Origin of the sequence: Sorangium sp. So ce295 (assembly GCF_051527405.1) — a bacterium.
GTDB classification, from domain to species: domain Bacteria; phylum Myxococcota_A; class Polyangia; order Polyangiales; family Polyangiaceae; genus Sorangium; species Sorangium cellulosum_B.
On sequence record NZ_CP150324.1, the window covers coordinates 12,585,506 to 12,607,174 of the forward strand.

The 21,669-nt window shown below is 67.4% G+C and carries 12 protein-coding genes; 8 read left to right on the forward strand and 4 right to left on the reverse strand.

Going from position 1 to position 21,669, the window contains the following annotated elements; all coding sequences use genetic code 11:
* The first annotated feature begins 174 nt into the window (after positions 1 to 174).
* The 6 genes from WMF11_RS47585 to WMF11_RS47610 all read left to right on the forward strand — a co-directional run bounded on the left by WMF11_RS47585 (position 175) and on the right by WMF11_RS47610 (position 7,872).
* Positions 175 to 816, forward strand: a complete 642-nt coding sequence (locus WMF11_RS47585) for an ATP-binding cassette domain-containing protein (RefSeq protein WP_437975493.1) — start codon at positions 175 to 177, stop codon at positions 814 to 816.
* A 79-nt stretch (positions 817 to 895) separates the two neighbouring features.
* Complete coding sequence (locus tag WMF11_RS47590; RefSeq protein ID WP_437975494.1) at positions 896 to 2,212, forward strand: DUF3696 domain-containing protein; 1,317 nt, start codon at positions 896 to 898, stop codon at positions 2,210 to 2,212.
* Positions 2,205 to 2,780, forward strand: coding sequence for a hypothetical protein (locus WMF11_RS47595; protein WP_437905660.1), 576 nt, complete (start codon positions 2,205 to 2,207; stop codon positions 2,778 to 2,780). The genes WMF11_RS47590 and WMF11_RS47595 overlap by 8 nt, the downstream gene beginning before the upstream one ends.
* Positions 2,781 to 2,792: 12 nt before the next feature.
* Positions 2,793 to 4,766, forward strand: coding sequence for an ABC-F family ATP-binding cassette domain-containing protein (locus tag WMF11_RS47600; RefSeq protein ID WP_437975495.1), 1,974 nt, complete (start codon positions 2,793 to 2,795; stop codon positions 4,764 to 4,766).
* 35 nt (positions 4,767 to 4,801) lie between these two features.
* The gene (locus WMF11_RS47605) at positions 4,802 to 5,146 is read left to right on the forward strand and encodes a hypothetical protein (protein WP_437975496.1); all 345 of its coding nucleotides are present in this window, start codon (positions 4,802 to 4,804) and stop codon (positions 5,144 to 5,146) included.
* 464 nt (positions 5,147 to 5,610) lie between these two features.
* Positions 5,611 to 7,872 carry a S46 family peptidase gene (locus WMF11_RS47610; protein ID WP_437975497.1) on the forward strand — a complete coding sequence of 754 codons (2,262 nt, stop codon included), beginning with the start codon at positions 5,611 to 5,613 and terminating at the stop codon, positions 7,870 to 7,872.
* Between the two features lie 46 nt (positions 7,873 to 7,918).
* On the opposite strand, the gene WMF11_RS47615 is transcribed toward WMF11_RS47610, so the two are convergent.
* The 3 genes from WMF11_RS47615 to WMF11_RS47625 form a co-directional block, all read right to left on the reverse strand.
* Entirely contained in the window at positions 7,919 to 9,445 is a 1,527-nt protein-coding gene (locus WMF11_RS47615; RefSeq protein ID WP_437905663.1) for an ATP-binding cassette domain-containing protein, read from the reverse strand.
* Positions 9,446 to 9,725: 280 nt separating this feature from the next.
* Positions 9,726 to 10,490: an SDR family NAD(P)-dependent oxidoreductase gene (locus WMF11_RS47620; RefSeq protein ID WP_437975498.1), complete on the reverse strand. Its 765-nt coding sequence runs from the start codon at positions 10,488 to 10,490 to the stop codon at positions 9,726 to 9,728.
* Positions 10,491 to 10,512: 22 nt separating this feature from the next.
* Entirely contained in the window at positions 10,513 to 11,181 is a 669-nt protein-coding gene (locus tag WMF11_RS47625; RefSeq protein WP_437975499.1) for a TetR/AcrR family transcriptional regulator, read from the reverse strand.
* A 2,574-nt stretch (positions 11,182 to 13,755) separates the two neighbouring features.
* Between WMF11_RS47625 and WMF11_RS47630 the strand changes: the two genes are divergently transcribed.
* A complete protein-coding gene (locus tag WMF11_RS47630; RefSeq protein ID WP_437975500.1) occupies positions 13,756 to 14,781 on the forward strand; it encodes a terpene synthase family protein in 1,026 nt (341 codons plus the stop codon).
* Between the two features lie 177 nt (positions 14,782 to 14,958).
* A complete protein-coding gene (locus WMF11_RS47635) occupies positions 14,959 to 16,425 on the forward strand; it encodes a cytochrome P450 (protein ID WP_437975501.1) in 1,467 nt (488 codons plus the stop codon).
* 41 nt (positions 16,426 to 16,466) lie between these two features.
* Here the strand turns inward: WMF11_RS47635 and WMF11_RS47640 are convergent, their stop codons facing one another.
* Positions 16,467 to 21,428 carry an AAA family ATPase gene (locus tag WMF11_RS47640; protein WP_437975502.1) on the reverse strand — a complete coding sequence of 1,654 codons (4,962 nt, stop codon included), beginning with the start codon at positions 21,426 to 21,428 and terminating at the stop codon, positions 16,467 to 16,469.
* Positions 21,429 to 21,669 lie beyond the last annotated feature (241 nt).

Consider the following 21,669-nt stretch of genomic DNA (forward strand, 5'->3'; position numbering starts at 1 on the left):
GTCAGCACAGAAGAGCTTGCCTTGAGCGCCTTTCCGCCTCTCGTCGCAGAACACGGCACACCCACCCTCCCCATCAGGGCCGGGGCGGCGCCACGCCCCTGGGGCCGGAACCCTCCGTCACGGGCTCAGCAAAGCCGGCCCATGCCCCCCTGGCTGCGCTAAGCTCCGCGCCCTGTGCCCGTCCTCACCGCTCACGATCTCCACAAATCCTTCGGTCCCCAGACGATCCTCGACGGCATCTCGGTCAACACCCGCACCGGCGAGCGCGTGGGCCTCGTCGGCGTCAACGGCTCCGGCAAGAGCACGCTCGCCCGCATCCTCGCCGGGCTCTCCGCGTGGCACGCCGCCAAGGCCCGCCACGACGAGGTGAGCCGGGCGCTCGCGGCCGGCTCGGGGGACGCCGAGGCGCTGCTCGCCGAGCAGGCCGAGGCCGGGGCCGACGTCGAGCGGCTCGGCGGGTGGGACATGAAGGAGTGGAGCGCGGGGCTCGCGAGCGCGGTCGCGCTGAGAGGGACGCTCGACGACGGCTCGGACGAGGACGTGGGGTACGTGGTCGAGGCGAAGATCCCGTGGAGCTCGTTCGCGAAGGCGAAGGCGGCGCCGCCGTCGCCGGGGGACGCGTGGCGGATGAACTTCTATGCCATGCAGGACAACGGCGGGGCGGCGTGGTCGCCGATCCTGGGCGAGGGGAACTTCCACAGGGCGCGGCGGTTCGGTCGGGTCCGGTTCGTCCCGGCCGAAGGCGACGCGGGCCGGGCGCCCTCCGCGTCGGCCGGTCCGAAGCCGGGCTACCGGGCTGATCCGCTGGACCGCTGAGCCGCGCGTCCGGCGCTTCGAGCGACAGAACAGCGAACCCCGTTGCGGCGCGAGCCCTCCTTGGAAAGGGAAACAGAGGATGTTCACGAAGCTCGGACTCCGGAACTTCAAGTCCTGGCGTGGCGCACATGCGTTCGACCTCAGGCCGCTCACGCTGGTGCTCGGCGTCAACTCGGCCGGCAAGACGAGCCTGCTCCAGCCGCTCTTGCTCCTGAAACAGACCATCGAGTCGCCCGACCGGCTCCTGGCGCTCAACCTGGGCGGGCAGCCCGGTGAGATGCTGGACCTCGGCAGGCTCTCCGACGTCGTCTCCGGGGGCGACGTGCGCGCCGGGCTCGGCTTCCGCCTGACGTTCGGCCCCGTGAGCGTCGGGAAGGGGGCCGCGCCGCGCACGCTCGGCTCCGTGGACTACGAGGTGGAGTACGGCGCCGCCGAGGACGAGAGTCCCTACGTGGAGCGGCTCTCGTACGCCACCGCCGAGGGCGCCTACGCCGTCGCGCGCCAGCGAGACGGCGCCTACGCGCTCTCCGCGCCGGGCGGCCCTTTGCCCGATGACCGGCGAGCTCGGCGGACCTACGAGCCCGAGCGCTCCGTCGGCTTCTCGGCCGATGCGGTCGCCGCCCTCGGCGCCGCGGGGGCGGACGCGCAGGATCTCGCGCTCGCGCTGACGCGGGAGCTCCAGCGGCTCGCCTACATCGGGCCCCACCGGAGCGTGCCCACGCGCCACTACGCCTGGACGGGGCGCTCGATAGGACAGCTCGGATCGAGCGGCGAGCACGCGATCCCGGCGCTGATCGCGAGCCTCGTCGGCCGCCACGCCGACGGGTCCGAGCGGGGCCGCCTCGTCGAGCAGGTCTCCGCGGGGCTCGCGCGGCTCGGGGTCGCGGACAGGATGGAGATCGAGCGCCAGGCGACGACGTTCTTCCAGGTCATGATCACCTTCCAGGGCCACCGGACGAACCTGCTCGACGTCGGCTTCGGGGTCTCCCAGGTCCTGCCCGTTGTCACCGCGGCGTACTTCGCGCCCGAGGGCTCGACGGTGATCATGTCGGAGCCCGAGCTCCACCTGCACCCGCTGGCGCAATCGGCGCTCGGCGATCTGCTCGTCGAGGCCGTGCGAGAGCGCGGGGTGCAGCTCCTCGTGGAGACGCACTCGGAGCACCTCTTCCGGCGGATCCAGACGCTGATGGCCGAGGAGCGCATCACGCCGGACGAGTGCGCCATGTACTTTGCCCGGTGCAATGGAGGGGATTCGGTGCTCGATCCGCTCGAGGTGAACGGGTACGGGCGGGTCGCGAACTGGCCCGACAAGTTCTTCGGGGACACGGTGGGCGAGGTCGAGCGGCAGATGGAGCGGATGCTCGACCGCATGGAGAAGGACGAGCAACGTGGCTGATCATGTCGTCGACACCAACGTGCTCATCGTCGCGAGCGCCGCCGATCCTGCCTCGCCGTTCAAGGACACCCACGTCCCGACGAGCGAGCGGAAGATCGTCTTCGCGTGGCTCAAGGATTTTCGCGCCGATGACGGGCGCCGCCTGATCATCGACAGGGCCCGCGGCATCCTGCGCGAGTACAGGAAGAAGCTGACGGCCCAGGACTACGGCATCGTCGTGGCGATGGAGAAGCTCCGGACGGCGGCGTTCGTCTCCGTGCAGTACGACGGTGAGTATGCCGTCGTGCCCGAGCGGCTCGCTCGCTTCGACAACTCCGACAAGAAGCTCGTGGCGGCGCACCTCGCGCACCGGGCGGAAGGCGGTCAAAGCACCATCGTGAACGCGTGCGACACCGACTGGCACGAGCACGAAGAGGCGCTCTCCGCAGAAGGGGTGATCGTGGAGCAGCTCCTCCCGGCGTGGTGCCAGAGAGAGTTCTGGCGCAAGAACCCCGAGAGGATGCCTCCCGGGGCCGGCGATCGAGAACAGGACCGAGCCGGCCCCCCCGATCACGGCGCCATGCGCTAAGCTCCGCGCCCTGTGCCCGTCCTCACCGCTCACGATCTCCACAAATCCTTCGGTCCGCAGACCATCCTCGACGGCGTCTCGGTCAACATCCGCACGGGCGAGCGCGTGGGCCTCGTCGGCGTCAACGGCTCCGGCAAGAGCACGCTCGCCCGCATCCTCGCCGGGGTCGAGCAAGCCGACAGCGGCACCATCGCGCGGCGCCGCGGCGCGGAGATCGGCGTCCTCTCGCAGGATCCGGTCTTCGAGCCGACCGACACCGCGCGCGACGTCGTGCTCGCCGGGCTCTCCGCCTGGCACGCCGCCAAGGCCCGCCACGACGAGGTGAGCCGGGCGCTCGCGGCCGGCTCGGGGGACGCCGAGGCGCTCCTCGCCGCGCAGGCCGAGGCAGGGGCCGACGTCGAGCGGCTCGGCGGGTGGGACATGATGCATCAGGTCGACTCCATCATCGGCCACGTCGGCGTCACCCGGCCCGACGCGCCCATGAGCGTGCTCAGCGGCGGCGACCGCAGGCGCGTCGCGCTCGCCCGCCTCCTCGTGTCGCGGCCCGCCCTGGCCGTGCTCGACGAGCCCAGCAACCACCTCGACGTCGAGACCGTCGAGTGGCTCGAGCGCTACCTCGTCGAGGAGCACCCCGGCGCGCTCCTCCTCATCACCCACGACCGCTACCTGCTCGACCGCGTCGCGGAGCGCACGCTCGAGATCGACAAGGGCAAGGTCTACAGCTACGACGGCGGCTACGAGGAGTACCTCGAGCAGAAGTCCGAGCGCCTCGCGCTCGAGGCGCGGACCGAGTCGAACCGGCAGAACTTCCTGCGCACCGAGCTCGAGTGGCTCCGGCGGCAGCCGAAGGCGCGCACCGGAAAGCAGAAGGCCCGCATCCAGCGCGCCGAGACGACCAAGAGCGCGCCGCCGCCCAAGGCGGAGCGGACCGCGCAGCTCTCGGTGGAGTCGGTGCGCACCGGCAAGACCATCCTCGAGCTGAAGAAGCTCGGCCTCTCGCTCGACGGCAAATGGCTCGTGCGCGGCCTCGACTTCACGCTGACCAAGGGCGAGCGCGTCGGCATCGTCGGCCGCAACGGCACGGGCAAGACGACGATGCTCCGCGCGATCCTCGGCCAGCTCGGCGCCGAAGGCGACGGCGCGGCCGCCGAGGGGCCCCGCATGGAAGGCGAGGTCGTGCTCGGAAAGAACTCGAGCGTCGCCTACTTCGATCAGCACAGGAGCGGGCTCGACCTCGACAAATCGATCTTCGAGAACATCGCGGGCTCGCACACGCGCGTCGAGGTCGGCGGCCGGTCCATGGACGTGCGCAGCTACCTGGAGCGATTCCTGTTCGATCCGAACAAGGCGCGGCAGCCGGTGGGCTCGCTCTCCGGCGGCGAGCGGGCGCGGGTCGCCCTGGCGAAGATGCTGACCCAGAGCGTCAACGTGATCATCCTCGACGAGCCCACGAACGATCTCGACGTGATGACCCTCGCCGCGCTCGAGGAGATGCTCATCGAGCTCGAGGGCTCGGCGCTCGTCGTGACCCACGACCGCTGGTTCCTGAACCGTGTGGCCACCTCGATCCTCGCGTTCGAGGGCGACGGCCGGGTCGTGCGCTACGCGGGCAACTACGACGCCTACCGCGAGCAGCGCGCGAACGCCGCGCTCGAGACGGAGGCCGAGGCGCGGGCCGCGAAGGCCCAGGCGGCGGAGGCCCGACCGGCGGCGCCGGCGAGGGCCGCCGCGAAGGCAGGCGGCGCGCCGAAGCTCACGTTCGCGGAGCGGACGGAGCTCGACGGCATCGTGGGGCGGATCGACGCGGCCGAGCAGAAGGTCGCCGAGCTCGAGGCCAAGCTCGCCGACCCGACGCTCTACGCGAGCCGCGGCGCGGACGTGGCGGGGCTGCTCTCGGAGCTCGAGCGCGCCAAGCAGGACGCGGCGCGCCTGGTCAGCCGCTGGGAGGAGCTCGAGACGAAGCGCGAGGCCGCCGGCAAGGCGTGACCGGGCGCGACGGAGCGCGAGGCGGGCGGCAATCGGTGTCCAGGAGCGCAGGGGCGCAGGGGCGACCTGCCTCGCACGACGACCTTGTCGGCGCGGCGCCGCCCGGCGACCATGGCCTCATGATGACCGTGTTCGAGGTGCACCTCGCCGAGGGATCCGACGGCGCCGGCCTGCTCAGCGACGAGGTCCTGAGCGAGACAGGCGCGCAGGTGATGACGCTCCAGGAGGCCGCGCTTGTCGGCTTCCAGGGCCTCCAGGGGCTCGACGGCTCCGGCAACGTCCGGCTCATCGCCGTGCGCGCGCGCGACGCCGCCTGGATCCACCGCTGCCTGGAGACCCACGGGGCCGTCACCGCGTTCCGGGCTCACCAGGTCGACTGAGCCGCATCGCCCCCGCTGCTCGACCGACCCCCGCGCCGCCCTGGCGCGGCGTCCCCCCGCGCGCGCCTTGTCCGGAATGCCGTGGATGCCAGTCCGCCCGCCAGGCGCAGAGAACAATGAAGGCCCGACAAGCCCGCTGAAGCAGGCGAAGCTCGCCTCCACGAACATCGATGAGATCCGGTGTCCCTGACAACTCCCTCGGTTGTTGGCATCTTTCGTGGGAATTGAACAGGGAGACGGGGAGACGGGGAGATTCGTGAGATTTCACTCCCCGTCTCCCCGCCTCCCTGTGAATTTTTCCGAATAATTCGGGGGATGCTCAGGTGTCCATCACCACGCATGGAACGCCTCGCGCGCCGCCTTCGCGCGTCCCCGGCCCGCATGAGGCGCGTTCTACTGTGTCTCGTATCACTAGAAAGTTGGCGTGTGGTTGCACTGTCTACCGACGATGGTAACAACACCGCATGTCTCACTCCTCTCTACGTAGTCATACGCTCCTGGCGTTGTTCGCGGTCTCCGCGTTCGCGCCGGGTTGCGGCTCGGAGCGGCCGCAAGCGGGCGATACCAGGCCGCCGGGCTCCGAGCCCGGTCAGGCGGCGCCCTTCGAGAACCCCGGCGGGATGTGGATGCCGGAGCAGATGCGGCAGCACAAGGACCAGCTCAAGGCGCTCGGGCTCGAGATCGATCCCGAGTCGCTCGCCGATCCCACGGCGTCCCCGCTCGGCGCTGTGGTGAGCCTGGGCGGCTGCTCGGCCTCGTTCGTCTCGCCCGATGGGCTCATCGCCACGAACCATCACTGTTCGACCAGGGCGCTCCAGTACAACTCCACCCCGGAGCAAGACCTCCTGACGAACGGCTACCTGGCGAAATCCCGCGCCGAGGAGCGATGGGCCGGCCCCACCGCGCGCGTGCTCGTGACCCGCGCGTTCCGCGACGTCACCGCCGAGGTGCGGCGCGGCATCGAGGCGATCCAGGGCGATCTCGAGCGCTACGAGGAGATCGAGAAGCGCAAGAAGCAGCTCGTGACCGCGTGCGAGGAGGGGCGCCCCGAGATCCGCTGCTCCATCGCCGAGTATTTCGGCGGTGGCCAGGTCTCGTTGATCGAGCAGCTGGAGATCAAGGACGTTCGCATCGTCTATGTCCCGCAGGAGGCGATCGGCAACTTCGGCGGGGACATCGACAACTGGCGCTGGCCGCGCCACACCGGCGATTTCGCCTTCTTCAGGGCCTATGTCGGCAAGGACAACCGGCCGGCCGCCCACGCCGAGGACAACGTGCCTTACCGGCCGGCGCACCACCTGAAGCTCGCGTCGTCGCCGCTCCGCCAGGGCGATCTGGTGATGGTCGCCGGCTACCCCGGCACGACGAACCGGCTCCGGACCGCGGCAGAGGTCGAGTCCGCTGTCTCATGGCTGTACCCGAAGCGGGTGTCGTTCTACGAGGAGTCGATCGCCCTCCTGGAGGAGCTCGGCAAGAACGACCCGGCCCTGCGGATCAAGGCGGAGCCGACCATCCAGGGCTACGCCAACTACCTGCTCAAGACGCGCGGCCTGCTCGACGGGCTGGTCCAGGGCGGCCTGGCCAAGGAGAAGGCCAAGCAGGAGGGCGACCTCAAGGCCTGGATCGACGCCGACCCCGAGCGCAAGGCGGCCTACGGCGGCGCGATCGAGCAGATCGCCGCGCTGCACGCCGGGCAGCGGGAGACGCGCGACCATGACGCGGCCGTGTCGGAGATCGTCTCGTCGGCGAGGCTCCTCGACGCCGCGGTCACCCTCGTGCGCATGGCGGAGGAGCGGCCGAAGGCCGACGCCGAGCGCGAGGCCGAGTACCAGCAGCGCAACTGGGAGCGCCTCGAGCAGGCGCAGGCGTCGCTGCAGAAGTCGTACGACCGCGCGATCGATCGGAGCACCTTCAAGCTGGCCACGCGGCGCGCGCTGCAGCTCGACCCGAAGGACAGGCCCGCGCTGCTCGAGGCCCTCGCGGGCGGGCAGGCACAGACGGAGGCGGGCATCGCCGCTGCGATCGACGCGCTCTACGAGAAGACGGCGCTCGAGGACGCGGCGACCCGGATCCAGCTGCTCAAGACGGCGACGCTCGAGGAGCTCCAGGCGAGCCGGGATCCGATGATCCGCCTGGCGCTCGAGCTCGCGCCGGTCGACAAGGCCATCGAGGCGCGCGACAAGGCCTACGCCGGGGCGATGGCCCTCGTGAAGCCGCGCTTCGTCGAGGCGCTCCGCGCGCACCGGGGCGGCCTCTTGGCGCCCGACGCGAACGGCACGCTCCGCGTCACGTACGGCACCGTGCGGGGGTACCGCCCGGAGGCCGACAAGGCGGTGGTTCGCCCGTTCACCACCCTCAGCGAGGTCGTGAAGAAGAGCACCGGCGAGGCGCCGTTCAACACCCCGTCGACCCTGCTCGAGGCCGCGCGCGAGAAGCGGTTCGGCCCGTACGTGGACAAGGACCTCGGCGAGGTGCCGGTCTGCTTCCTGAGCGATCTCGACATCACGAACGGCAACTCCGGCTCTGCCACGCTGAACGCGCGCGGCGAGCTCGTGGGCCTCGCCTTCGACGGCAACTACGAGGCGATGGCGTCCGACTGGCTGTTCATGCCGTCGATCACGCGGACCATCCACGTCGATCACCGCTACATGGAGTGGGTGATGGACGCGGTGTCGGGCGCGGACGCCGTGCTGAAGGAGATGGGCGGCAAGCCGGCCATCGACTGAGCGCGACGCAACCCTGAAAGCACGATCACGAGGGCGCCGGCGCGGGTCACGCGCCGGCGTCGTCGGACGACACCCGCACCTCTCCCTCGGCCACCGTCCAGAGGATCGACGTGCAGCTCCGCCCGAACGCCCTGTCGTGCGTGACGAGGAGCAGCGCGCCCGGGTAGTCGGCGAGGGCGCGCTCCAGCCGCTCGATCGAGGGCAGGTCGAGGTGGTTGGTCGGCTCGTCCAGCACGAGCGCCCACGCGTGTTGCCCGAGGCCCAGCGCGATCATCAGCTTGCGCGCCTCGCCGGGCGACGGCCGCGCCGACCCGAGCAGCGGCCCAGGCTCCACCCCGAGCGCGGCCACCAGCGACATCACCCGCCCGCGCTCCTCCGGAGGGAGGCGCCGCGCCCTCGCGAGGAGGGCCTGCTGCTCTGCCTCGCCGAGCTCCTGCGGCACATGAAGCACCTTGTCCGCCGGCACGCGCGCGCCGGCGAGCAGCGCGTTCACCAGGGTCGTCTTGCCAGCGCCGTTCGGGCCCGCGATCCGGATGCGGTCCTCGCGGCCGACCGAGAGCCGCACGTCCCGCAGCAGCATCCGCCCCTCGCTCTCGCCGCCGGCGTGGATCCGGGGCGCGTCGAGCACGAAGAGCCACGGCGCGGGCGATCGCTCGTAATCGACGAACACGCTGCGGCCCACCGCCTTCTCGAGCTCGAGCTCTCCCGCCTCGGCCGACACCTTCTCGAGCTTGCGCCGGGTCACGCCGACGTTGCGCGACAGCCGCGCTTCGGCCGAGGACACGCGGAAGTCCGCGAGCAGGCCCCGGGCGTCGCTGTCGCGCGGGCCCTTCATCCGCCGCTTCGTGCTCCGGTCCGCGTCGGCCGAGGCCTGCGCCCGCCGCTCGTCGCCGAGGCGGCGCCGGAGCTGCCGCTCCTCGGCGCGCAGCCGCTGGTGCGCCTCCTCACGCCCGCGCGCCTCGGCCTCCCAGAGCGCTTTTGCCGCGCTGTACCCGCCGGGATAGAGCCTCGCCGCCGCCCGCTCGACCCGGATCGTGCCGGTGGTCAGCGCGTCGAGGAGCTCGCGATCGTGCGAGACGCACGCCCCGATCCCCTGGAACCCCGCGAGCGCGCCGGCGAGCAGCGCCCGCGCGTCCGCGTCGATGTGGTTCGTCGGCTCGTCGAGCAGGAGCAGGTCCGGCGCCGCGGCGAGCGCCGCGCCGATCTGCCACCGCTTGCGCTCACCGGGCGACAGCGTGGCCCAGCGCCCGAGCTCCGCAGGATCCAGCAAGAGCTCGCCGCGCAGCCTGCGCGCGGCGCCGTCCTCGGCGTCGGCCAGCGCGTGGATGGCCGCGTCGGCGTGCTCCACGGCCTGCGGGCACACAGCGACGGTCGCGCCCCGCGGATCGAGCCGCAAGCTCCCCGCCTCGGGCGTGAGCTCGCCGGTGAAGAGCCGGAGGAGCGTCGTCTTGCCGGCGCCGTTCGGCCCGACGATCCCGTACCACCCCGGGGTCAGGCAGAGATCGACGTCCGCGAGGATGGTGGACGCGTCGGAATAAGAGAAGGAGAGGCGCTGCGCGCGCAACAACGACATAGGAGCTCCTGAATCATGAGGGCCACATGGCCCGGTCACGGGACGGGCAGGCTGCGTCGCGCGGCCAGGGAGCAGGGATGCCACCTGTCGCGCTCGCGACCTGCGACGGAGACCGATTCAGGAGCTGATCTTCACCGGAGCACTCTCCTCTTGCGTCAGCCGCGTTCTCTAACAGACGGCCGAGTCCCACGCAACCGCCGCTCCGCGGTCGCGGTCGCGCCTTCCGCTCGCCTTCTCCTTCTTCCAGCGTGCTTCCAGCGTGCCTCTCGGCTTGGCGCGCTCACGCGGCCAGGAAGCCGCCGTCGACCGGGATCGCCCCGCCGGTCACGTAGCCCGCGCCCTCGGAGCACAGCCACAGCGCGGCGCCGGCGATCTCGTCCTCGGTGGCCATCCGCGCCATCGGATGCTGCGCCACCAGCGCCTGGACCAGCTCGGGCGCGAACGCCTCGGCCTGTTGCATGGCGGGCGTGCGGGTGACGCCGGCGCAGAGGGCGTTCACGCGGATCCCGAGCGGCGCCACCTCGAGCGCCACCGAGCGCGTCATCCCGAGGACCGCGTGCTTGGACGCGACGTAGGCGTGGTGCGCCGGCTTCCCGGCGACGCCGTAGATGGAGCTCATGTTGACGATGGCGCCCCCGCCCGACGCCAGCATGGCCGGGATCTCGTGCCGCATGGCCAGCCAGATCCCGCGGGCGTTGGTCGCCATGACGTCGTCCCACACCGCCTGATCGGCGTGCTCGAGGCGGGCCATGTCGCCCCCGACGCCCGCGCAGTTCGCCGCGAAATCGAGCCGGTCGAAGCGCCTCGTCGTCTCTTCCACGGCGCGCCTCATCGAGGCGTCGTCCCGCACGTCGGTCTGGACGAACAGCGCCGGTGCGCCCTCTCGCTGGAGCGCGGCGCAGGCCCGCTGTCCGGCGTCGCCGTCGCGCGCGGCGATGGCGACGCGCGCCCCTCCTCGCGCGAACGCGCGCGCGGTCGCGAGGCCGATGCCCGAGGTGCCCCCGGTGACGAGGGCGACCCGTCCGGCGAAGTCGTAGGTGATCATGAAGCTCCCTTTCCTGGTGGAATCACGCAGTGCTCGCGCCAAGGCCGCGCTGGATGAACTGGACCGCCTGCTGGGCGAGGCGGCGGCGGCGCTTCGGGCCGAGCTGCTTTCGCAGCGCGTCGGAGGCCAGCACGTCGTGGAGCTCGGCCCCGAGCTCCTGGAGCACCGCCTCGGTCAGCCCGGGGCCGATGACGGCGGCGACCAGCCGGGTCGCCACCTCGAGGCTCGTGTCGGTGGAACGGACGGCGCCGCTCGCGATGCCCTCCGCGAGCAGGGCCCGGAGCTCCGCGGCGCCGGCCTCGCAGATGGCCTTGTGGAGGCCGCGGACCTCGACCGTGGCGCTCGGGTCAGCGGCCGCGGCCGACAGGCGGGCGAGGCGCGGGTGCTCCACGAGGAACGCCATGCCGCGCTCGATGTGGACCTCCAGGCGGGCCCAGAAGTCGCCCTCCAGGCACGCGGCGCCGAGGAACGCGCGCTTCTGCCGCGGCACCTCCTCGGTCAGGAGCCACCGGTAGAGATCGAGCTTGTCCTCGAAGTACTGATAGAAGCTCCCCTTGGGGATGCGCGCGCGGCGCGCGATCTGCGAGAGCGAGGCCTCGGCGTACGGGCGATCCGCGAACTCGGCGATCGCCTCGCGCACGAGGCGCTCCCGCCGCTCCTCGGGCAACCCAAAGAACGTGCTCTTCGGCATGCGACCGGTCAGTCATATGACCGATCGGTCGCATCGTCAAGCGGTGGGCCCATGGTGCCGGGCGGTCCGTCTTCCGGAGATGTTCGATTCCTCACCTGCGGTGGCTGTCAGCGCACCGAGGCGGAGCGCCGCTCGCTCCGCGCCGCTGGCCTCTTGCCATCGTGGGGTCCCCGCCCCCAGCACGACGCCCGTGCCCGAGGGATTGGGGCGGGGGTCGGCACGTCGCGGGGGAGGGGTGGCCCCCAGAAAAAGACTTCTCCGCCGGAGAGGGCTGCCAACATCAGCACCCCAGGGCCTTGATGGAAGAATGCGTGCCGGGACGATGGCTCTGCCATTACAGCAGGATTGATTCCATCCGGCGCCATGCGCATCGGACCCTCGTCCTGCTGTCTCCGGTTGGGTCGACTGCCGCAAGGGACGATTGCCGAGGGTCGTGATCCCGCGATGCCCGCCGTATGGGATCGACATCGCGGTGCCGTGAAAGCGCTCCGATAGAGCCAGGCGTCCATTTTGCATGTAGGTCCTGTGGCCTCATGCAATCCTGCTTCGCTGCAAAGCAAATATCACCGCCGATGGATTACGGCTGCTTCAGCATTTCTGGGAGATGGCGCTCCTGGTGGACCCGACGCTCGCGTCCGGCTTCATTTTTTGCCGCTGCGGTCCGTTTCTGGGGCTCGTTCCCTCCGCGGAGCCGCGCAGCGAGATCGACCAGCCGGACTTCACGAATGAAACCCGAACCTGCCGCAAATTTCATTGCTGCACAGGATGGACGAAATCGGTTGGATGGCGCGTGGGGCTCCGGCGGCGATCGCGACGCTTCGCGGCCGAACGCTGTTGCAGTACTACCAAAACGACAACAGTCATATCGGATGAATTCACGGCGAACGCTTGGCGGCGTTCGCTGGTCGCGTCTGAGGTCGCGAGGGGCGAGCCTGCGGGGGGGCAGGTGTCGACAGGTGTCGACCGGCGCCTCCAGCCGCGTGAGCGTCGCGACGTGCCTTCGCGAATGACAAAAATCATTGCGCATTCGGTTGTGGACGATGATATCGTCCCGCGAAATGGAGGATTGTTGGCGCATCATTGGACGCGCGTAACGGTGAAACACCCACCTGTATGGCTAGGGAGAGGGGCCGATAGCTCGCTTGCTTCGCTCGGGCACTCAAGTGAGCGCTCATCGACGCCTTGACGCCGAGCGCATGAGCGCGCAGGTGAAGGGAGAGCCCGGCATCAGGAAAAACCCGAATGCTCGCGTCGTTCGGCCTCAACTCTCCTGGTTCAAACCCCAATTGATCTACTGACGTGGTTCAACGCACCGCCGCTGACGTCGCGCGGTTGAAGCGCATCTCGCGCAGTCGGACGGTGCGCCCGCTGGCCGCGTGAAGAGCTCATCGACCGGTGCAACCGCTCGCCGACGTCTTCCTGCACCCGGCATGACGGTGCATCTGCAGGTTCCCCCCTACCCGCGGGGCAGCCGCGCTGTCCGGTCGATCGAGCAGGCGCTCCTGCGATTGAGGCCGCGTTGCACTCGGGTCTTACGGATCGCTGCGCGCGGATCTACTATCGCCTTTCCGTCGAGCCGGCGACGATCAACGCCATGAGCGAGCAGAGGGATTCTGGATGGCGTCTACGGAGGCCACGATCTCTCCCTGCGCGATGCACTCATGGCCTTGCGCGGCGCGACCTCAAGCTCGCCGTGCCGCAGCGTCGAGTCCCCGGGTACACATCATTGCAATGAGATCCTATGTGCTTCCGCATAGCTGTAATTGAATGCACGGTGAAGTCATGGAAGCGCGCCGGCATCACGTCATGCAATCGCACCGTGTCGTATTGTCTTGCATAATGTGGGCGGAACGCTAAGGTGGGGACGTTGAAGGTCCTCTGACGAGCCTCCGCACTCGCTGTGATGGAGGTACGGGATACCGCGCGTGCAGCGAACGGCTAGGCGTATGCCATGCGTCGGATCGCGGCGTTGGTATGCCTTTGGAGCGACCGATTGCGTGTTCGATTTGTCGTTCGCTGCTGACGCCGCAATGGAATCGAGCGGTCTTCCGCCGGTAACCGGGTACGGCTGCACGGCGCGACGTGTCAGTTGTCATGTGTGATTCACGTCACCTTGATGAACTGGTTTACGTCCTCACGTAAGGTGCGCTGGACTGATTGACCTGATGGTCATTCTATCTGCGATGGCCCCGTAGAGGCGACGAAGAGACCGTGACGTATCCCACGATTTGTTCGGGAGGCTCCCTGCATTGCGGGATTCACTCACGAAAAATTCGACGGTCGTGAACTGTTGTGCTCGCAGCCTGACGAGCGCAGCGCCTTAAGAGGGGGGAGAACGAGCACACGGACAAATGTCCCCATATCGGACGGATGTGATGAATCTGGCCATCAGACTGCCACGACATCCCGGCTGCCACACCGGGGAGTGCGTCGGGCCAGGCGCTGCCGACTGGAGCGCGAGCTCGATCGACGCTCCCCAGGCCCTGCTGAATCAGGAATCCTGCGTAGATGGGAGGCCCCACACGCTCATCGGCAAGGGTGACCTGGGAGCGTGCGTGTACCACGAGGGGTCGTATGCAACCTCGTGATATCAGGATCGGTCTGTACTATCCCACGAGCTGGCGGGTGCAGCTGCGCTACGGGCATGATGCGTTGCTCGATAGGACGGCGGCCTGGGCAATCCAGCACGGCGTAGTGCAGCCGGACTCTCCGGCCCACCGAAGCCTGAAGCGCATGCGCTCGGATCTCGCTACGGTGCTGGCGTATCCGGCGGCGACGGGAAACGTAGCGCAGTTTATCAGCGATTTCATCAGCTGGTACCTGCTGCTGGATGATACGATGGAGTCGCTGGTTCACCCGACTGCGAAGCCGTCCGTGCTTCCGGCGCTCTTCGACGAGTACCTGAGCGCGCTGGCCGAGCCGGACATTTCGAGAGAGCCCACGCAGGACAGGCTTCTCCAGGGCGCGCTGGACCTAGCCGTACGCTTGCGCGCGCTCAGCAGCGTGGCCTGGAGGTCTCGGTTCTGCGAGTCGATGCGTACCTACTTCTATGGCGGCGTGCTCGCCGAGATCGAGCATCGCACCGCCGGGACCTATCCGAGATTGAGGGACTACGTGGAGCTCCGAGTCGACTCATCTGGCTCTTACCCGATCTTCGATCTGATCGAGGTCGCCTCCGGCCATGAGCTGCCAGCCGCGATCGCGGCGCACCCCGCGATGCGGGAGCTGCGCAAAGCCGCAGCCGTCGTCATATCGTGGGCGAACGATATCCTGTCATTTCACAAGGAGCGAGGGCGCCCGTACGCGCTGAACGTCCCGGCGCTGCTGATGCACCACAGCGGAATGAGCGAAGAGGAGGCGCTGCATACCGCGGTGTTCATGCACAACGACGAAGTGCGACGTTACATATCCATCAAGCAAAAAATGCTCGGGTGGACAGGCGCCGATGGCGTCACCGTGCGCGCATGGTTGCGCCACCTCGAGATCGTGATGCGTGGGCTGCTGGAGTGGCAACTTCTTGCAGCGCGGTACACCTACGGACGGACCCTCGACCTGCGCATCGTCGGGGATCCCAAGGTCGAACAGGTCATGGCGTTGTAGCCAGGGATCGGTCCTGCCGGCGCGCCGGCGGGACCATCGGACAGGGACGCCTCGGGACGCTCTCGAGGTCGCTCTCTACATGCAACGCCGAGCTCCGAGGCGCCAGTCGACCCGGATTCGTGGGTGTCACCAAGGCGATGAGCGCATCAGGCACATCGAATCAGCAAAGGCATTAACATGAATTATACGAACGTGTTCGAGCCAACTAGCGCGATTCCTGTAACGCCTCCACTCCGTGACCACACATCGACGCGCCAGGAGCACTCCGGTGACCATACCTCGCGTGCACGGTGGCCTGCGGCCTTGCGGCGGATCAGCCGCCCTTGCGCGCAACGCGAGGATCATCCGGTTGCTCCAGGCGGAGTTCCCGTTCTAGGTCACCTCCCGCTGCTCTACCTGGATGCGACAGGGCTCTTCCGTCGCAGCCAGGCGACGGTCGGACCGGTCTTCTGGGTTGACCTCGGCTTCGGCCGCGAGCGGCTCTTTTGCATGGGGCTGGAGAGCCTCGAACTCCTGCGCTCTCCCTCGGTCAGCAATGACGGCGCATACAGCGATCTAGACGAGATGGCGGGCCGGTCTCTGCTCACGACCGATGGCGCGCCGCACCGCCACATGCGTGCCGCCTTGAGCCCGTCTTTGTCACTTCACGGGCTCTCAATCTCCGAGCTCACCGTGCCGCTGGCGTCGCTGATCGAGGCGCGTATCGATAAGTGGCTGTCACGTGGATCTGTCGACGTGCTGCCGCAAATGAAGGATCTGACGCTTGAGATTATTCTCCGGATCTCTGGCGCGCCCGTCGATCGCTTGCAAGACTGGAAGGTGGCTTACCGTGACTTCGCGCTCGGTCTCTTTCCCGTGCCGGGCCATCTGCCGGGGCTGCCGCGCTATCGCTCGGCTCGAGCTCGGATGTGGCTCGACGCCGAGCTTGAGCGGCTCATCGCCCGGGCACGCCACGGTCACGCGGAGGGCGGTGTACTGAGCGGGCTGGTGAACGCTCGCGACGAAAGCGGTGAACCGCTCTCGACCGACGAGCTGGTCGACAACCTGCGCGCCATGCTCCTGGCGGGGCATGAAACGTCCGCCTCGGTCCTGGCGTGGATGCTCTTCCTGTTGGCGCGCCGACCCGCGCTATGGGACGCGCTCGTGGACGAGTATGAAGCTCAGCCGGACAGTTCCCTGCCAGCGTCGCCGAAGGATTTGCGCAGCTTTCCCGTCGCTGAAGCCATATTCCGTGAGACGCTTCGGATGCATGCGCCGGTGTGGTTCATACTTCGTACAGCCGTGAACGACGTCGTGAGCTCAGGTCGTCACATCAAGGCCGGTACTCCGCTCGCGATCAGCCCGGCCGCCCTCGGGCGTGATCCGAACGTCTTCTCCGATCCCGATCGTTTCGATCTCGGGCGCTGGATGGGTCGAGCCAAAGCCCCCACGCCGTTGGAGCTCTCGCCGTTCGGCGGTGGCTCGCATTTCTGCCTGGGCTACGGGCTTGCGCTCTTCGAGGCGGTCTGCCTGCTGGTCGCACTAGTGCGCGGGTGCAAGACGAGGGGGCTGCGACCGGCGCACCGGGGGGCAGAGCCCCGCCCTCTCTACTTTCCGCTAGCGCACCCCTGGTCAACTTCACACGTGCAGTTCGAGCGCGCGTAGCGCGGAAGCGCATTGAGCTCTCGGGCGTACGGCAACGCCGTTCAGGCGTGCCTCGTCATCGCGGTTCGCCTCATCGCGTAGGCGATGCCTGCCTTGAGGTTCGACCTCGTCTCGATCGTACCGAGCTCCACGCCGAGCGCGACCAGACTTTGCGCAACCGCAGGCCGGAGCCCGGTGAGGATCGCCTTGCTCCCGAGCAGCGCTACGGCTCTGGCCAGGCTCATCAGCCTGCTCGCCACGCTCGTATCCATAGTCCTGACCCCTGTGATGTCGACGATGACGACCCGCGCCGAGCTTGCCGCTACGCCCTCCATCGCGGTCTCGAGCATCTGCGCGGCTCGCTTGTCATCGATGGTGCCGATGATCGGCATCACCATGATGTCATCCGTGATCGGAATCATCGGCGTCGACAGCTCATGCAGCCGGGCGCGCTGGGCCTGGATGATTTCTTCGTGCATCTGAACGCGCTCCTCCTGGAGGCGCTCGCGCTCCGCCAGCTCCACCTGCAGTCTGTCGTTCACCTCACGAAGCTGGTCGTTGGAGATGCGAAGCTCCTCGGTGCGTTCGGCGACCGCTTGCTCCAGCCTATCGTACAGCTTCGCGTTCTCGATCGAGATCGCCGCCTGAGCTGACAGGAGGCTCAGGAGCTCGAAGCGATCTTTCGTGAAGAGTCCGAGCGACAGATTGTTCTCGAGGTAGAGCACGCCGACGAGCCGACCCTGCCGAATGATAGGCATGCACATAAGCGATTTCGTCTGCCTCGCCTGGATGTATGGATCGCCGGAGAATCGGGGTTCCGCGGCCGCGTTGTCCAACAGAACACTCTGTAGCGTCCGCTGCACATAGCTCACTACGGATAGCGGGACTCTGTTGCAGGAGGCAATCGACAGACCTTTCAGCACGTGAACCTGCTTCGGCTCCAGAGTCCCCTCGGCCTCCACGAACAGCTCCTCGCCGCGGGCTAGAGCGAGCACGCCTGATTGTGCGCCAACGTTCTCGAGCACGATATTCATCAGGTTTTCCAGCAGTCTCTCGAGCACGATCTCGCTCGCCACGGCCTGCGACGCCTTGATGACGCTCAAGAGATCCAGGACCGCCCCATCGTGAGTGGTCGTTCCCGCTACCGACGACGATTGCTCGGGCGTTTCCTCGAGCATGAGCTGAGGGAACGCGGCAACCAGGCTCTGGCACTTCGCTTTGGCGCCCCACAGCGAGTAACCTCGGTAGGCCATCGTCATGTAGTGATGGGAGATTTCTCTCCGACCCATATCGCGGTAAAAAGACGACGCGAGCTCGCACGCGAGGGCCTCCTCGTGGATGAACCCATGGCTCCGAGCCCCCTGGATCGCGCGGTCATAGAGCTCCATCGCCTCGATCGTGGCCCGCTTCACGCGCGCCTGCTCGGCGCTCACCAGGTCGTGCTTGTGCTGGTTGTTCTCGGGAGCAGAGCGCGCCCACACCTCGAGTCTGTGTTGATTCGCCTCCACCTTGGCGAGCGCTGCGTCGCGTTCCGTCTCCGCGAGCCCCCCGAAGGCGGCGAGGATTGAGAGGGAGTAATAGAAATTGTGCTGGACCACGATGTAGATGCCGGCGACCGCGTCTTGGTACTCCTCGCCGGCACGGAGCGACTCGTAAGCATGCCTTGGATTGCCAAAGTAGTACAGCAGCATGCCCTTCGCGAGATGCAGCGAGAACATGGATGTCCGGGCTTGCCCGAGGTATGGGATCATCGTCGTCTCATCGAAGCTCTCCCCAACGAGGCTCGACTTCTCCGCTGATACCTCTCGCAACCCATGAACTAGCTGCTTCCAGATTCTGTTGTAATATATAGAGTACTGTTGGTTGAGCTTGATCGAGAGCTCCACGGAGTGCTTCATCCGCAGCTCCGTGGTCGCCAGATCCACCCCCGCAAATAGCGAGTGTGTTGAATGGCGAGCCGTGCTGTAACCAACATAGTCGATGTCGCCTGTCTCCAGGCCGACCTGAACAGCGTGCAGCAGCGGATCGATCGTCTCCTTCAAGTGGCGCTTCCAGGGATGAATGAATACATACATGGACGCGTAAATCTTGCACTCGAGCTCGACCGCGCCGAAGCGCTGGACGAGGTCGAGCGCTGCGCGGCCAAGCTCGAGCCCCACGTCGAAGTTCCCCATGAAGCCGCACTGGATGATGCCGTAAATGGCGTAAGCGAATGCGGCGATAGGAGAGTTTCCGTACTGCGTGCAGATGTCCACCATCGTGAACGCGACGGGCGGCAGCAGGTGGGGGCTCGCGAGATAGACGGCCGGAAATATGGAGGAGAGCATCTTTATCGCTGCATGCATCCGCCTGTCCGTGATCGGCGGGAGCTGGGCCAGCCGAGCCAGGTCGAGGTTCGCAGGCGGTGCCGCAGAGAGCGGGACATTGAGCATCGCGAGCACGCTCATCCCCATCTCGATGGCGTCGTGCATGCGGTTTTGTGAGATGTAGAACTCGATGCGAGTCTCGTATATCCCGATTTTTTCGAAGACGTCCTTGGCGCGGGCTTCGACGATCTCCGCGCATTCCTCCGCGCGCTCGAAGTTGATGGTCAGGTACTCGAGCTCGGCGAGGTCTGTGTAAACGCGGAGCGACAGCTCATGGTTCGTCTCCCAGGAGTCCTTTGGGAGAAAGGCGGCGGCGGCGCGGAGACATTGCACGCTGGGGCCGTACGCGGTCGACAGCCTCGCCTTCTGCCCAGCTCTCAGGTTGAGCGATGCGGCTTCATAGCGTTTCCCCGTGTCGACGATGAGCGGCGCGGCCATGTTGATGTGTGCGACGATCTCGTAGATGCGTTCCTCGAGCGACTCGGGCGGCGTCTGCTGGAGCATCAGCCATCCGAGCTTCAGATGAATGATTTCGCGTTCGCTCTCCGGAAGCATCCCGTATGCCGCCTGCTGCACACGGTCGTGGGAGAATTTGTACGTGGCCGAGGTCTCCTGCTCGCCGTCGAGGAACCGCGCGACCTTGTAGGCGCCGTCGACTGGGATGACGAGCCCCGCCTCCAGCGCTGCCCATAGGTTCTCCTCGGTGGCGCCCAGATCCGCGCCATCGATGAATGCGAGCAGCTTCAGGTCGAATCGATTGCCTATGCATGCTGCATACCGCAGGACCCGCTGTGTGGCATCGTCCAGCCCGCCTATCATACGTATCATGAAATCGACCACGTTCTCTGCGGACGCGAATTTCTTGATTTCAGAAGAATTCCATCGCCATGCGCCCTGATCCGAACTGAAACGCAGGTGCCCTTCGCGGTTGAGGTTCGTCAGGTACTGTATTGTGAAAAATGGATTGCCGTGCGTCTTCTTGTAGATCAGCTCCGAGAGCGGGCGACATTCGTCGTGGGATGAGCCCAGTGTGTCAGATACGAGCTGATTTACGTGCTCGGGTGCTAGCGGCTTCAGCGTAAGCGTGCGCTTATTGGTGCTGACGAGCGCGCTCAGCATCATTGTCAGCGGATGCGCATCATCGAGCTCGTTGTCGCGATAGGCGCCAATCAGCAGCAGGTGATGGATGTCGGGGTCCTCCACGAGCACGCGGAGAAGATTGAGGGATCCTGTGTCGGCCCACTGTAGATCATCCAGGAACAGAACGAGCGCTCTGGTCTTCACCGCGATCGCGCCGATGAAGTTCCGGAACGTCAGGTTGAATCGATTGCGTGTTTCGACGGGGCCTAGGGCGCGGACAGGTTCCTGCTTCCCGATGATGAGCTCGATCTCCGGGATCACCTCGGCGATCACCTGGCCGTTCGGCGACACCGCCGCGAGGATCTTGGCCTTCCAGTCGGCGAGCTCGTTCCTGCTCTCCGTGAGGATTTGCCGGACGATCTCCCGCAGCGCCGCGAGCACGGCCGCGTACGGAACGTTGCGCGTGAACTGGTCGAACTTGCCAGCGGCGAAGTAGCCCGCCTCCTTCGCGATCGGCTTGTGGATCTCGTTGACCACCGCCGACTTGCCCACGCCGGAGTAGCCGGCCACGAGGACGAGCTCCGAGCGGCCACCCTCGGCCGCCTCCGGACCAGACCCGCTGATGTCCTTGAAGGCCGCCATCAACGCGCCGACCTCCTCCTGCCGGCCGTACAGCTTCTGCGATACCTGAAGCCGCGTGGGCTTGTCCTTCCTCCCCGGTACGAAGTCGACGGCCGGCGTCCCGTGCTCCAGCATGTCGAGGCAGGCCTTCAGATCGGCCTTGAGGCCGAAGGTGCTCTGATACCGATCCTCCGCGGTCTTCGAGAGCAGCTTCATGATGACCCGGGAGAGCGCCTCCGGGATCGCCGGCCGGATCAGGTGCGGCGCGACAGGCGTCTTCGCGATGTGATGGTGCACGAGCTCCAGCGGATCCGTCGTCTCGAACGGGAGGCGCCGCGTCGTGAGCTCGTAGAGCGTGACCCCGAGGGAGTAATAGTCCGAGCGGAAGTCGATCGACCGGTTCATCCGGCCCGTCTGCTCGGGCGAGATGTACTGCAGCGTGCCCTCGCCGACCGACCAGGGGTCGACCACCGCCGCGCGCTCGCCAGGCAGGAGCGAGGCGATGGAGAAGTCCGTGAGCTTCGACGTGCGCACGTCGCTGTCGACGATGATGTTGCTCGGCTTGATGTCCTTGTGGACGATGTTCCGCTCATGGATCGCCCCGAGCGTGTCCGCGAGCTGGAGCGCTATCCTCACCGCCTGCGCGAGCCCGATGCCCTGCCCGTTGCCGTCGATGATCGCCCGCAGCGAGCGACCGGCGAAGTACTCCATGACGAGCGCGGCGTAATCGAGCCGGACCTCGAGCTCGTGGACCCGCACGACCCCATCGAGGTCGAGGTGCTTCGTGATCTCGTACTGGCGCTTCAGGATCGCCACGTTGCGGGTGCCATTGACGCCCTTTCGCGCGACCTTGATGACGCACATCTTGCCCGTGCTCTTCTTCCGGCCGAGATAGACGCTGCTGCGAGCACCATCGTGCAGCGTCTCGAGCAACTCGTGATTCAACAGCTCCACCATGACGGCGACCCCCCCTGGAGTGACAGGGCTATTTACCCAGCGCGGCGTTCAGTCGGTATCTCGGTCCGTGTCAAGCTGCAGTCCCCCGCTTCACGGCAGCTCCTCGGGGCGCTGAGCTCAAGGACGGCGACAGGCGACCGCGCGAGCCGCCGAGGGAGCGAACGTGCTCGGCGGGGCGCATCGCCCTACGCAATCGAAACGGACGGGTTGTGTCAAGGTCGAACCGCCGCGGCGCCGCGCG